Raw genomic sequence first — 12,796 nt, forward strand, 5'->3', positions numbered from 1 at the left:
ATGGATGAATCCTTTGCCGCAGGCGAATGTCGTTGGGAATAAATCGAATCCCAACTACGAGCGCTCCCCGCTGAGCTGATCGAGCTGAAGAGTTCACCCAGATTCATCTGGTTTTCGGCACCGCCGATAGCCGACGACGACGCCGACTGTGAACCGTATCGAATACCTTGGGAGCGCCCCAACTGAAAAAGGTTCGGCCGCAACATGTGCGGCCGAACCTTGATCGAAGTAAAGCTAGCGAGCGGACGGACGAACGATCGGGAAGAGAATCGTCTCGCGAATACCGAGACCCGTCAAAGCCATCAGCAGTCGATCGATTCCCATGCCGGTGCCGGTGGTCGGCGGCATGCCCTGTTCCATCGCGGCGAGGAACTCCTCGTCCAGCACCATCGCTTCGTCGTCGCCTGCCGACGCGAGGCGCGCCTGGTCGACAAAGCGCTCACGCTGGATGACCGGGTCGACAAGTTCGGAGTAGCCGGTCGCCAACTCGAATCCGCGGATGTACAGGTCCCACTTCTCGGTGACACCCTTCTTGCTTCGGTGATCACGGGTCAGGGGCGACGTCTCGACCGGGAAGTCACGGACGAACGTCGGCACGTACAGCTGATCGCCGCACTGGTGCTCCCACAACTCCTCGACGAGCTTGCCGTGGCCGTAGCCCTTGTCCTTGGGAACCTCGAGGCCTACCTTCTCCGCCAGAGCGAGAAGCTCGTCGACCGTCGTATCCGGCGTGACCTCGGTGCCGATGGCCGCCGACAGCGACGGGTACATCTCGAGAACCTGCCACTCGCCACTTACGTCGTACTCGGAACCGTCGGCGAGGGTGAGGACCTGCGTGCCGAATGCTTCCTGCGCAACTTCCTGGACGAGTTCACGAATCATCTTCGCGGAATCGTCGTACGTGCCGTAGGCCTCGTACGTCTCGAGCATCGCGAACTCGGGCGAGTGAGTGGAGTCGACGCCCTCGTTGCGGAAGTTGCGGTTGATCTCGAAGACCTTCTCGATACCGCCGACGACGCAACGCTTGAGGAACAGTTCCGGCGCGATACGCAGGTACAGGTCGATGTCGAGGGCGTTCGAGTGCGTGACGAACGGGCGAGCTGCCGCGCCGCCGTGCAGCGTCTGCAGCATCGGCGTCTCGACCTCGAGGAAGCCGCGGCTCTCGAGCGCATTGCGCAGCGCACGGACAACAGCGACGCGCTTGCGGGCGTTGTCGCGAGCCTCGGGGCGAACGATCAGATCCGCGTAGCGCTGACGCACCCGGGACTCTTCGCTCATCTCCTTGTGAGCAACCGGCAGGGGGCGCAGCGACTTGGATGCGATCTGCCAGGCGTCGGCCATCACGCTGAGCTCGCCGCGACGGGAGCTGATGACCTCACCGTGGATGAAGACGAAGTCGCCGAGGTCCACGTCGGACTTCCAGGCAGCCAGTGCCTCTTCGCCGACGCCGGCGAGGCTGATCATGGCCTGCAGCTGGGTACCGTCGCCTTCCTGCAGAGTCGCGAAGCACAACTTGCCGGTGTTGCGCATGAAGATGACGCGGCCGACGACGCCGACCAGCACACCAGTCGCCGTGTCCGGCTCGAGTTCCGGGTACTCCGCGCGGATCTGCGCGAGCGTGTGGGTGCGATCGACCGAGACCGGGTACGCCTCCTGCCCCTGCGCGAGGATCCGTTCACGCTTCTCGCGCCGGATACGGAGCTGCTCGGGGGTGTCGTCGACTGGCTGGGCTTCTACATCACTCACGGGGTACAAGACTACTGGGCCGTGTCCACCGCGTTTGTTGCTGGTAGCACCGCGGCGACCGCGAGCACGATTCCCGACAGGAGGTACAGCGCAACCCTGACGTGATTCCACACCGTCCAACCCGCCTCGTACGACGCCCATGCGGCTGCATCGGTAGCGCTGACCGAGGCAAAAGCGTCGTTGCGGGGGACGTGGTAGATCGCTGTCACCGCGAAGGACGCGAGCACCCCGACACAACCGACAACGGCAAGGACCCAGCCGTCCGGTCTGGAGATCGCTGCCCAGATTCCGGCGGCGATCGCGGTGAGCGCCGATCCGACGAGGGGCAGCATCAAGGCGCTCCGCGGTGCTTCGACGTTGATCGCCTGCATCGACGTGATCGCGGCGTGTGCATCGACCGACCGCAGAGCGGGCATTACGAAGGATGAGAACGCGAACAACGCGCCACCGGCAACGAGCGCGCCGAGCGCAGTCACGCCGACGAGCAACTCCAAGAAGATCTCGGATTTCTTCACGACCAGACCCCCGTTCGAGCAGCCTCGGCGGCAAAAGTGGTGAAATCTCGAGCGGGTCGTTCCAGGACCTCTTCGACGACGCCGGTCACACTTTGATTTCGTCCGTCGAGAACCTCGGCAAACAAGTAAGTGAGCAACTCCACGACATCACTCGGGACGCCAACTTCTGCCATGCCGTCGGAAAACTGTTGCAGTCCAATTCTTTCGAATGACACCGCACGCCCCGACGCCGCCGAAATCGCCTCAACCGCCTCCGCGAAGGTGAGCAACTCCGGACCCGTCACCTCGAGAACTCGGCCGAGGAGGTCGGTTCGAGTCAATGCGGCGACCGCCACGTCAGCGAGATCGTCGACGTCGATGAACGGCTCCCCCACTTCACCGACCGGAAGTGCCAGGTGGCCTTCCCGAATCGGATCGAGTAGATACCCCTCACTGAAGTTCTGGGCAAACCAGCTGGCCCGCACCACAGCCCATTCCAGACCGGTGTCGGCCAGAACCTGCTCGGCTTTCTGCGCCGCCGGTTCACCGCGCCCGGACAGGAGCACCATGCGACGAACCCCTTCGCGGTACGCAAGCTCCGCGAGTTCCTCGATGTGGGTGCTCGATTCCGGCACTGCGAGGTCCGGCGCATACGTCACGTATGCCGCTTCGACACCGGACATCGCGGGCTGCCACGTCGACTGATCGTTCCAGTCGAAACGCGTCCCGGATGTTCTCGACGCGATTCGGGTACGGATTCCCACCGCCGTCAGCCTCTGCGCAACGCGCGCACCGGTCTTGCCGGTACCACCGATCACTACTGCCGATTGAATGTCGCTTGTTGTCGTCATGAACTCATTCGATCGCGCGGCGGCAATACGATCCATAGCTGAAGGTCGCAAAAACATACGTCAGCGTCTACCGTCGAAACATGGATGCATTGTCGATGATGCTGGCCGGATCGCGGGCGGAGGGCGCTTTTCTGCTGCGCTCGCTGCTCGATCCACCGTGGTCATTACGTATCGAGGACCACGCACCGATCACCGTGCTGGTTCTGGTTCGTGGAAGCGCAGTCGTCGTCTCCGACACCGGACAGACAGAAGATCTCGAGGCCGGCGACGTTGCACTCCTGCGCGGCCCCGATCCCTATACGGTCGCCGATCACCCGGACACCCCGGTCCACGTACTCATCGACGAGGCACAAAACTGCGCCGCAGTCGACGGATCGCCACTCGAGGACATGTCGGTTCTCGGCGTTCGCACCTGGGGCAACTCGACCAGTGGCCAGACCGTCATGCTCACGGGCACATACCGTTTGGACTCCTATGTCAGCCGTCAGATCCTCGACAGCCTGACACCCGTCGCGGTAGTGCGACGCAGCCTGGAAACCACGCCGATGACGACGCTTCTGGAACAACAGATCGCCGCCGACGGGCCAGGACAAGAAGTGTTGTTGGACAGGCTCCTGGACCTGGTCCTGATCTCGGCGGTCCGTACATGGTTCGCCGAGAACCCGAATCGATCACCGCGATGGATCAAGGCCTACGAGGATCCTGTCATCGGGCATGCCTTGCGGCTCATACACAATCGGCCGGAACACCCCTGGACGGTCGCGAGCCTGGCCCAGGAGTCCGGCAGTTCACGAGCGGCCTTCGCACGCCGGTTCACCAACTTCATGGGGATCGGACCCGTCGGCTATCTGACCGAGTGGCGCTTGTCGGTGGCGGCAGATCTACTCGCAGACCCGGCACGAACGGTGTCCTCGATCGCGCGAGAAGTGGGCTACTCGAGCCCCTTTGCGCTCACGACGGCCTTCACCCGCCATCACGGAATGAGCCCGAAGATTTACCGCCAGACCCGCTGTGCGCCTTTATTAACCGCCCGCGGTTAATAAAGGCGCACAGCAGATACCTCAATGAGCCGAAACCGCCGCCAACTCGCGGGAGCAATGACGAACTCCGCTGAGAGCACCGAGCAGTCCGGCGGCCTTGATCGCCTGGTACCCGCCCACGAGATCGGTTGCCTTGTGCAGACCCAACTGCTGCAACGACGCTGCGGCCAGGCTCGAGGTGTAGCCCTCGGAGCAGACGATTACCCACTCGACGTCGTGGTCGGTGGCCAACGCGAGGTGTGCGCTGCTGGTGGGGTCGAGTCGCCACTCGAGAACGTTCCGCTCGATCGCGAGTGCACCGGGGAGAGTTCCCTCGATGGCGCGCTGCGCCTGCGGGCGAATGTCGACGAAGATCGCGCCGCGATGGAAGGCTTCGGTGAGCTGGAAGACGTACATACGATCGATCTGTGCGCGAGCGTCGTCGAGCATTTGGTCGATGGTCATTTGGTGCCCCCCTCGGGCAGGTCGGTCAGCTCGGTACGGGTGCGACGAAGAGTCCGGTGATCCGTCACTTCGTAGAAGGACATTGCCGTCAGCGGCGGCGAGTAAGCGTGAACACTCAGAGTCGGTGCATCAGAGCTGATTTCGATCGGAGCACCAGGAACATCCGTCGAACGCACGACATCGTGAACCCAGCCGAGCGGGAACGAAGCCTGATCGCCGGCGTCGAGCTGGCGTTCCACCAGGGCGTCACCGGCCCAACGGAATTCGGTGAGAGAACCACTGAGGACGGTCAATGCGCCGAACGAGCCTGCGTGGTCGTGCAATTCGGTGTTGCGTTCGGGTACCCAGCTGATGAGCCACACATCGACGTCGTCGTCCGCATGCAGGCGAGTGGACCAACGATCGAGCGTCGGGAAGGCGTCGGGAATGAGGTGGTCGAAACGGCCGTCGAGCACGCCGTTCGCTCCCTCGTCGGTCAGTCGCAGCAAATCGGCCGGGCGAAGTCGGGTAGGCAACGACGCACCACTCGGACGGCGTCCGGACGCCCCACGATTAGCGCTACGACCTGCGGAAACAGCACGATCAGCAGCGAGAGTAGGGGTCAAAACAGAGAGATCTGCAGAATATGTGGATAGCACGAGCTAGCTCCAAGGAATGTGAATTGGTCAAGGCAGCGGTCAGCCTCGACAACACTCCTGAGCACCCACGCAGCGATTCACGAGCACCATTGTGGCATAACTTTTGCAATCGCGAAACTGCTGGAACGAAACCATCGATCAGGCGACCGGTCGTCGACCGGATCCACGACGCGCCTGATTGCGCTCGAAGACCAACCTCAGCCCCTCGAGAGTGAGGTCCCGTTCGAGGTGATCGATAGTGTCGGATTCGGGAATGATCAGCGGTGCGCTGTCCCCGGTTGCGATCACGGAGACGTCGTCACCACCGAACTCCGGCAGTTCGTCGCGTACGCGGTTGACCAATCCGTCAACGAGGCCGGCAAAGCCGAATACCGCACCGGACTGCATGCATTCGACGGTGTTCTTGCCGACCACCGAACGCGGGCGCACCAATTCGACCTTGCGCAGCGCAGCGGACTGCGACGCCAAGGCATCGGTCGAGATCTCGAGTCCGGGCGCGATGCAGCCGCCCAGAAACTCACCCTTGGCGGAAACGACGTCGACACAGGTCGACGTACCGAAGTCCACGACAATGCACGGACCCTCGTAAAGATGGTGAGCGGCAAGACTGTTGACGATCCGGTCGGCTCCCACCTCTTTGGGGTTGTCCACCAGCAGTGGCACACCGGTGCGAATACCCGGTTCGACCACCACGTGGGGAACGTGACCCCAGTACCGTTCCAGCATCACGCGGATTTCACGCAAGACGGACGGCACTGTCGACAGCGCCGCAACGCCGGTGATCTCATCGACATGAGTACCCAACAGCCCACGGAAGGTCAACGCCAACTCGTCGGCAGTCATCCGAGGGTCGGTTCGCATTCGCCAGTCCTGCAACAGCTTCGAATACTCACCAGTCCCGGAGAACAATCCCAGAACGATATTGGTGTTCCGCACGTCGACCGTGAGCAGCATGGATTACACCAGGCTGGATTCGCGCGAGGCCTCGAGTGTCGACAGCATACGCGGGGTGATCAGACCCGAACCCTCCGGCGCGTGAGCCGGGTCTGAGCCGAGTTCGATCTGCTTGTTGTCGGCATCGACGAAGACGACGCGCGGGGAGTATTCCTTGACTTCCTGCTCGTTCATCACGCCGTAGGCGATGAGGATGACCAGATCGCCCGGCTTGACCAGATGCGCTGCCGCACCGTTGATTCCGATGACACCGGTTCCGCGCTCGCCGGCGATGACGTACGTCTCGAGACGCGCACCGTTGTCGATGTCGACGATGCACACCTGTTCACCCTCGAGGAGGTCTGCGGCGTCCATCAGATCCTGGTCGACGGTGACGGAGCCGACGTAATGCAGGTCGGCGTGAGTCACGGTGGCGCGGTGGATCTTCGACTTCATCATTGTGCGAAACATATCCAGGTCCTTACTCGTGAAAAGTGCTCAGTGAGACAGCAGGTCGTCGATGGCGTCGGCGGATGGGTCGGTGTCACGCTCGAGGAACCCGGTTCCCACCGCGACACCGACGTTGTCGATCAAACGGGTGGTTCCGAGCTTGGCGGCCACTAACAGTCGGCCGTCACCTCGCTCGGGCGCGGGGCCCAGATCGACGCCCCGAACCTCGAGGTAGTCGACCTCGATTTCCGGAACAGCTGCCAGAACAGCGCGTGCGGTTTCCAGAATTGCTTCCGCTCCCCCGGATGCCGCGTGTGCACCGGCGATCAGAGCAGCGGACAGCGCGACCGCTGCGCCGCGCTGGCCCTCGTCGAGGTAGCGATTGCGAGAGGACAACGCGAGGCCGTCGAACTCGCGGACCGTCGGAACTCCGATGATCTGTACGTCGAAATTGAGATCCCACACCATCTGACGGATGAGCGTCAGCTGCTGGTAGTCCTTCTCACCGAAGTAGGCGTGATTGGGTGCCGCGATCTGCAGCAGCTTCGCCACAACCGTCAGCATTCCGGCGAAGTGAGTGGGGCGCGCTCCGCCTTCGAGTTCGCTACCCAACGGGCCCGGCACGATGGTGGTGCGCTGGCCCCGCGGGTACATCGTCTTGGCGCTCGGCGCGAACACCAATTCGACGCCCTCGGCACGAAGCAGGTCGAGATCCGCATCGAGAGTGCGCGGGTACGCGTCCAGGTCTTCGCCCGCACCGAACTGGAGCGGGTTCACGAAGATGGAAACGATCACGACGGCGCCGGTGACCTTGGCCTGACGAACCAATTCGATGTGGCCCGCATGCAACGCACCCATCGTCGGAACGAGCGCCACCTGACGCCCGACACCTCGCAGTGCCCGCGAGACGCGCCGAAGCTTGTCCGGATCGTGGTGCACCGTCAGTTCGCCGCGCTTGTATCCGCCCTGCAGATCACTCACGACGGTCACCTCCCGTTTCAGTCAAGATGTCGAACAATTCGGTGGGGGCGCCCACCCGCTGGGCCGATCGCAAGGACATCGCCCGATAGCCGGCAGCGAGCTCCGGATCCAGTTCTGTCAGTACGCGCAAATGTGTGTCGACAGCAGCAGCGTCGCCGCGTGCCACCGGGCCGGTCAACGCCGAGGGACCGCGTCGTAGCGCGTTGTCCAAGGCTGCCGACAGCAGCGGCTGCAGGACACGCTCGGCCACTCCACCCGGATCTCCGTCGACCAACTGTTGACCGAGCAGCTCGTCACCTTGCAACGACGCTCGCAGCGCCTCGACGGCGTCGACCACGAGCGTGACCAGGTGATTACTGCCGTGAGCCAGTGCCGCGTGGTAGAGCGCGCGGTTCTCCTCGCGCACTCGGACGGGCTCGCCGCCGATCTCGAGGACCAGTGACTGCGCGATCGCGTAACCGATGTCGTCGGCAGCAGTGATTCCGAAGCATGCCGACGACAGCCGTGCGGTGTCCTCGTCGTGACCGGTGAACGTCATCGCCGGATGGATAGCCAAGGGCAGCGCGCCGAGTTCGGTGAGCGGAGACAGGATCGCGATGCCGTTGGCACCGGACGTGTGGGCGACGAGCGTGCCCGGCTTGACGGCTTGGGTGGCCGCGAGACCTCGCACAAGATCCGCAAGTTGGTCGTCAGGAACGGCAAGAATCAGCAGTTCGGAGCGAGCTGCGACGTCGGCAGCCGGAAGAATTTCGGTATCGGGAAGCCGCTTCACAGCGCGGGCGACCGAGGCACTGGAGACGGCGGAGCAAGCGCTGACAACATGACCGGCTCGCTCCAATGCGGCACCGACAGCTGTTCCGACCCGTCCTGCTGAGACAATTCCTACCGTCAATCGCGCAGGTGCAGGCCCATTAGTGATCCCGAAGGAAGTCACCGGATTCCTCTCGTTCGTTCCAGTCCCGCTCGGCGGGTACCAGACGTTCTGCGTCCGAGGATATCCTTCGCCCGAACCGTCATGCCATGGCCGGGCGAGTGATCTGCGACTCAGTCCTCTCGGCGACGACGTCGACCGGAGCCTTCGGACGGGTTGTTCGAACTCAGGTTCGCCATTATTTCGGCGACGGTCAACCCGTTGGAATGAGCACCGCTCGCGGCATCTTCCGGGGCAGCGCGACGACGACGGCGCGGCTCTGCGTCAGGCTCCGCAGCGGGTTCAGCTTCCGCGACGATCTCGGGAACAACCTCGGGCGCCTCCTCGACGACAGCGTCTTCGATGACGGCGTCTTCGATGTTCGGGGCCTGGGCGGGAGCCTTGATTTCAGGCTCGACCGGCGCTACCGGTTCCGGATCCTTCTCCACCGGAACGTCTTTCACCGTTCGTGTCGGCGAGGAACTCACAGTGGAACTCGCTGGGGAACTCTTCGGTGCCTGGTTCCCGCTCTGATTCTGCGGCTTCTGCGTCTCTTGTGGCTTCTGCGTCTCTTGTGGCTTCTGCGTCTCTTGTGGCTTCTGCGTCTCTTGTGGCTTCTGCGTCTCTTGTGGCTTCTGCGTCTCTTGTGGCTTCTGCGTCTCTTGTGGCTTCTGCGTCGGGATGACGCGCGGCGCCACGAAGCTGCTGTCACGCCACGACGTCTCAGCGAACACGACGGTTGTCTCAGCAGTCACCGGATCGTCGTTGGGCGATGCCAAGCCGCCGACGTTCGGTGCCGGTTGGCTGGGTCCGTTCTGGCCGGCGCCGGGAACGTACAACCCCGACGGTGCCGGCTGGTACGCGCCGTACGAACTACCGCCAAGTTCCGGTACTCGCGTGGAATCGGTCTTGAGCGCGGTCTGTTCGGGCAGCAGTCCACCTTCGAACAGTGCTTCGAGGTTTCGGCGCAGCGCCACCAATTCGGCGCGCAGCCCGGCCAGTTCCTCCGCGTCCGCGGTCACCTCACGTCGCACGCGACCTTCGACGCTCAGTTCGTACTCACGTCGAGCCGAAATTTCACGTTCGAGCTGCAGTTCGTACACGGTCTGCAGATCGGCAACCTTGGCTTTGTCCAGTGCCGACTCACGCCGATACTTGGTCATGGCGATAGCGCCGAGGGTGGCTGCCCACAGAGCGACGACCAGTCCCACCCGAAGAAGCTGAACGCTGTTGCTGAAGATCAGAAACAGCGAAGCAATGACAGCAAGTGCCAGAAGAGCAGCAATGATCATCTGGCTCGCGCTGCGCTTGCTTCGGCGCGCAGACTTCGATCGACCAGAATTTGTCATGGTTGCCAGGGTACTTGCCGAGACCGGGGTCGCCACGTACCTCGGTGGGTGATTTGCCGACCAGGCTGTCAGTGCGCGGGCTCGTCAGGTGTATCTTCCGGCGTCTTGCAACAATGTTCGAGCCACAGAGCTGCCGCTACCAGCGCAATTGCGGCGCCCAACCCCACCCACGCGCCCGGCGTGTCGGAGGCTGCGGCCTGCAGAACCGAGCGCTGTGGGATGAGATACACCAGCACTCCGACCCAGACACCGACGGTAGCTGAACCGACCAAAGCGGATGCTTTGGCCAATGCCAGCGCTCGGGCGGCGGTGATGGGATGAAGCTGTCTGAGCCCGTCACCCACCTGACGATTCTTGACGCGCGAACGAATGACAAAAGCGAAGACGGCCTCGGCAACGGCCACGAAGTACAGCGACGCTCCCGCATAAACGGGGATGGGCGGCATCGAACCGTAGAACACGCGAATCAGAATCCAGGTCGCCACAGCAGCAACCGCAGCCAGAACCGCGAGTTCACTGATCCGGGTCGGCTTCAAACCCTTGCCTTCTTCGGTCACCGCGCAAGCACCACATCGGTAGTGCGCACACCTTCACGCTCAGTGCGATCGAGGCCGTCGAGAATTTGTGCCACCGACAACTTCTGGCCGTCGACGATCAGCGTCGCGTCAGGCTCGACGTCCAGCCAGGGAACGAGCACGAATGCCCGTAGATGCGCTCGCGGATGCGGAAGGGTGAGCACGGGATCGGAACTGACGACGCCTTCGCAATCGACCACGTCCACGTCCAGGCTCCGGGGTCCCCAACGCTGTTCGCGCACCCGGTCTGCAGCTTCCTCGAGAGCTTGCGACCGGCGAAGCCACTCAGCGGCGTCGGCCTCGGGATCGTCGACCACCACCACCGCGTTGAAGAAATCCTGCTGCTCGACGCCACCCCACGGCGCCGTCGAGTAGACCGGTGAGACAGCAACGACGGCGCTGCCCAACCCGTCGACAACGGACTGCAGGTGAGCCACGCTGTCGCCGATGTTGGAACCGATCGACAGAACAGCGCGCGTCATGCCGATCTGGTCCGATGTGCGACGACGGCGACGTCCGCAAAAACCAGCGGAATCGGTGCCGACGGTTTGTGGACCACGACCTCGACGCTCTCGACTCGCGAATCTTTCATGACGTCGTCGGCGATCTCAGCGGCGACAGTCTCGATGAGATCGCGCGACGGGCCGGCGACGATGGCTGCGGCGGCTTCCGCCAACTCGCCGTAGTGCAGGGTCTGGGTCAGATCGTCCGACGCCGCGGCGGGAGCCAAGTCCATCCACACGGTGATGTCGATGAAGAAGTCCTGACCGTCACGCTTCTCGTGGTCGAACACTCCGTGATTGCCGCGAACCTTCAGCCCGCGCAATTCGATTCGGTCCCCCATGTCAGGCCCTTTCTCGTCCACGGTTCCAGGCGTCGACCACGGCAATGGCGTCGAGCGAGGCTTGTGCGTCGTGCACCCGAACTCCCCAGGCACCCTCACGTGCTGCAAGGGCCGAGACCACGGCCGTCGCAGTCTCGCGGCCACCAGGTGGACAGGGATTGCCGTCGGGATCGCTGAGCAGAGACCCGAGGAACCGCTTTCGGGAAGCGCCGACCAGTACCGGGAATCCGGTCGCGTTGAACTCGGGTAGTGCACGCAACAGTGCCCAGTTGTGGTCGGCGTTCTTCGCGAACCCGAGGCCGGGGTCGAGGATGATCGACGACGAATCGACCCCTGCCTTCAACGCCAGATCGACCTGCGACAGCAGTTCGTCTCGGACGTCGCGGACCACGTCGTCGTAGTGATCGGCGCTGCCACGATGGACGTAGTCACCGGCCGAGCGCCAATGCATGAGGATCCAGGGCACTCCGGCGTCGGCCACAACGGATGCCATGTCGGGGTCTGCGCGACCACCCGACACGTCGTTGACGATGCCTGCGCCCGCTTCGATCGCGGCGGCGGCGACGGAAGCACGCATCGTGTCGACGCTGACGCGAATTCCGGCTGCCACGAGTTCTTCGATCACCGGGGCAATACGATCCGCCTCGAGTTTCGGATCGACGCGGGTGGCTCCGGGGCGCGTCGACTCGCCGCCGACGTCGACGATGTCGACGCCTATGCGTTGCAGTTCGAGCCCGCGAGCGATCGCCGCGTCACGATCGAGAAATTGACCACCGTCGGAAAACGAATCGGCGGTGACGTTCAGAATCCCCATCACGACCATCCGGGCCGGATCGCTACCTGCAACGGGAGCCGCGGACATCTCGCTCACTTACGAAGGATGAGGTCCAGCGCTTCGGACCGTGAGGCCGCGCTGGATTGCAGGAGCCCACGAACCGCTGACGTGGTCGTGCTGGCTCCAGGCTTGCGGATACCGCGCATCGCCATGCAGAGGTGCTCGGCTTCGATGACGACGATGGCTCCACGCGGGTCGAGCTTGCGCATCAAAGCATCCGCGATCTGGCTGGTCAGGCGTTCTTGAACCTGCGGACGCTTGGCGTACAGATCGACGACGCGCGCGAGCTTCGACAAACCGGTGACCTTCCCCGACTTTCCCGGGATGTAGCCAACGTGAGCAACACCGTGGAAGGACACCAGGTGGTGCTCGCACGTCGAGAACATCGGAATGTCTCGCACGAGCACCAATTCCTGGTGACCCTCGTCGAAAGTTGTATTCAACGCGTCGTCGGGCTCGGAGTACAGACCCGCGAAGATCTCCTTGTACGAGCGCGCAACCCTGGCCGGCGTATCGAGCAGACCTGGGCGCTCCGGATCTTCACCGACCGCGATCAACAATTCCCGTACGGCAGCCTCTGCCCGCGCCTGATCGAACGGGCGGCCCGTTCCGAGCGACACCAGTTCACTGGCCACATCATTCACCGACAACCGAACTCTCCTCGAGAATTGTTCACAGGTCCCCCGCCGCAGAGCCTAGTGGCGCA

At 63.2% G+C, this 12,796-nt stretch carries 16 protein-coding genes; 1 reads left to right on the top strand and 15 read right to left on the bottom strand.

What is annotated here, in order from left to right:
- Nucleotides 1–234: 234 nt before the first annotated feature.
- Genes lysS through EEB12_RS11960 form a run of 3 tightly spaced genes read right to left on the bottom strand, consistent with a single transcriptional unit; the run spans nt 235 to nt 3,091 of the window.
- Nucleotides 235–1,746, bottom strand: coding sequence for a lysine--tRNA ligase (lysS, locus tag EEB12_RS11950; protein ID WP_003945834.1), 1,512 nt, complete (start codon nt 1,744–1,746; stop codon nt 235–237).
- Between the two features lie 11 nt (nt 1,747–1,757).
- Nucleotides 1,758–2,261, bottom strand: coding sequence for a DUF1772 domain-containing protein (locus tag EEB12_RS11955; RefSeq protein WP_019746795.1), 504 nt, complete (start codon nt 2,259–2,261; stop codon nt 1,758–1,760).
- A complete protein-coding gene (locus EEB12_RS11960) occupies nt 2,258–3,091 on the bottom strand; it encodes an NAD(P)H-binding protein (RefSeq protein WP_029537495.1) in 834 nt (277 codons plus the stop codon). The genes EEB12_RS11955 and EEB12_RS11960 overlap by 4 nt, the downstream gene beginning before the upstream one ends.
- Before the next feature lie 80 nt (nt 3,092–3,171).
- Here EEB12_RS11960 and EEB12_RS11965 point away from each other — a divergent pair, with 80 nt between their 5' ends.
- Nucleotides 3,172–4,131, top strand: a complete 960-nt coding sequence (locus EEB12_RS11965) for an AraC family transcriptional regulator (RefSeq protein ID WP_141487817.1) — start codon at nt 3,172–3,174, stop codon at nt 4,129–4,131.
- A gap of 21 nt (nt 4,132–4,152) precedes the next feature.
- Here EEB12_RS11965 and EEB12_RS11970 read toward each other — a convergent pair whose 3' ends face one another.
- From EEB12_RS11970 to folE, 12 genes are all read right to left on the bottom strand, one after another.
- The gene (locus EEB12_RS11970) at nt 4,153–4,575 is read right to left on the bottom strand and encodes a rhodanese-like domain-containing protein (protein WP_003945445.1); all 423 of its coding nucleotides are present in this window, start codon (nt 4,573–4,575) and stop codon (nt 4,153–4,155) included.
- The gene (locus EEB12_RS11975) at nt 4,572–5,090 is read right to left on the bottom strand and encodes a cysteine dioxygenase (RefSeq protein ID WP_019746792.1); all 519 of its coding nucleotides are present in this window, start codon (nt 5,088–5,090) and stop codon (nt 4,572–4,574) included. Before EEB12_RS11975 ends, EEB12_RS11970 begins: the two co-directional genes overlap by 4 nt.
- 261 nt (nt 5,091–5,351) lie before the next feature.
- The gene (locus tag EEB12_RS11980; protein WP_019746791.1) at nt 5,352–6,167 is read right to left on the bottom strand and encodes a type III pantothenate kinase; all 816 of its coding nucleotides are present in this window, start codon (nt 6,165–6,167) and stop codon (nt 5,352–5,354) included.
- 3 nt (nt 6,168–6,170) lie between these two features.
- Nucleotides 6,171–6,617, bottom strand: coding sequence for an aspartate 1-decarboxylase (gene panD / locus EEB12_RS11985; RefSeq protein WP_003945761.1), 447 nt, complete (start codon nt 6,615–6,617; stop codon nt 6,171–6,173).
- A 27-nt stretch (nt 6,618–6,644) separates the two neighbouring features.
- The gene (gene panC, locus EEB12_RS11990) at nt 6,645–7,577 is read right to left on the bottom strand and encodes a pantoate--beta-alanine ligase (RefSeq protein WP_181447634.1); all 933 of its coding nucleotides are present in this window, start codon (nt 7,575–7,577) and stop codon (nt 6,645–6,647) included.
- The gene (locus tag EEB12_RS11995) at nt 7,570–8,511 is read right to left on the bottom strand and encodes a Rossmann-like and DUF2520 domain-containing protein (RefSeq protein WP_141487819.1); all 942 of its coding nucleotides are present in this window, start codon (nt 8,509–8,511) and stop codon (nt 7,570–7,572) included. Before EEB12_RS11995 ends, panC begins: the two co-directional genes overlap by 8 nt.
- Nucleotides 8,512–8,621: 110 nt before the next feature.
- Nucleotides 8,622–9,836 (bottom strand): DUF6779 domain-containing protein, encoded by a 1,215-nt coding sequence (locus EEB12_RS12000; RefSeq protein WP_187326677.1) that lies wholly within the window; start codon nt 9,834–9,836, stop codon nt 8,622–8,624.
- Nucleotides 9,837–9,904: 68 nt separating this feature from the next.
- Nucleotides 9,905–10,372, bottom strand: coding sequence for a DUF3180 domain-containing protein (locus tag EEB12_RS12005; RefSeq protein ID WP_153213529.1), 468 nt, complete (start codon nt 10,370–10,372; stop codon nt 9,905–9,907).
- 17 nt (nt 10,373–10,389) lie between these two features.
- On the bottom strand, nt 10,390–10,893 hold the full coding sequence (folK, locus tag EEB12_RS12010) for a 2-amino-4-hydroxy-6-hydroxymethyldihydropteridine diphosphokinase (protein ID WP_030534807.1): 504 nt from the start codon (nt 10,891–10,893) through the stop codon (nt 10,390–10,392).
- On the bottom strand, nt 10,890–11,255 hold the full coding sequence (folB, locus tag EEB12_RS12015) for a dihydroneopterin aldolase (RefSeq protein WP_003945780.1): 366 nt from the start codon (nt 11,253–11,255) through the stop codon (nt 10,890–10,892). Before folB ends, folK begins: the two co-directional genes overlap by 4 nt.
- 1 nt (nt 11,256) lies before the next feature.
- A complete protein-coding gene (folP, locus tag EEB12_RS12020) occupies nt 11,257–12,117 on the bottom strand; it encodes a dihydropteroate synthase (protein WP_141487895.1) in 861 nt (286 codons plus the stop codon).
- Between the two features lie 5 nt (nt 12,118–12,122).
- On the bottom strand, nt 12,123–12,740 hold the full coding sequence (gene folE / locus EEB12_RS12025; RefSeq protein WP_019746783.1) for a GTP cyclohydrolase I FolE: 618 nt from the start codon (nt 12,738–12,740) through the stop codon (nt 12,123–12,125).
- Between the last annotated feature and the right edge of the window lie 56 nt (nt 12,741–12,796).

It is taken from the genome of Rhodococcus sp. WS1 (genome assembly GCF_003797745.1).
GTDB classification, from domain to species: domain Bacteria; phylum Actinomycetota; class Actinomycetes; order Mycobacteriales; family Mycobacteriaceae; genus Rhodococcus_F; species Rhodococcus_F erythropolis.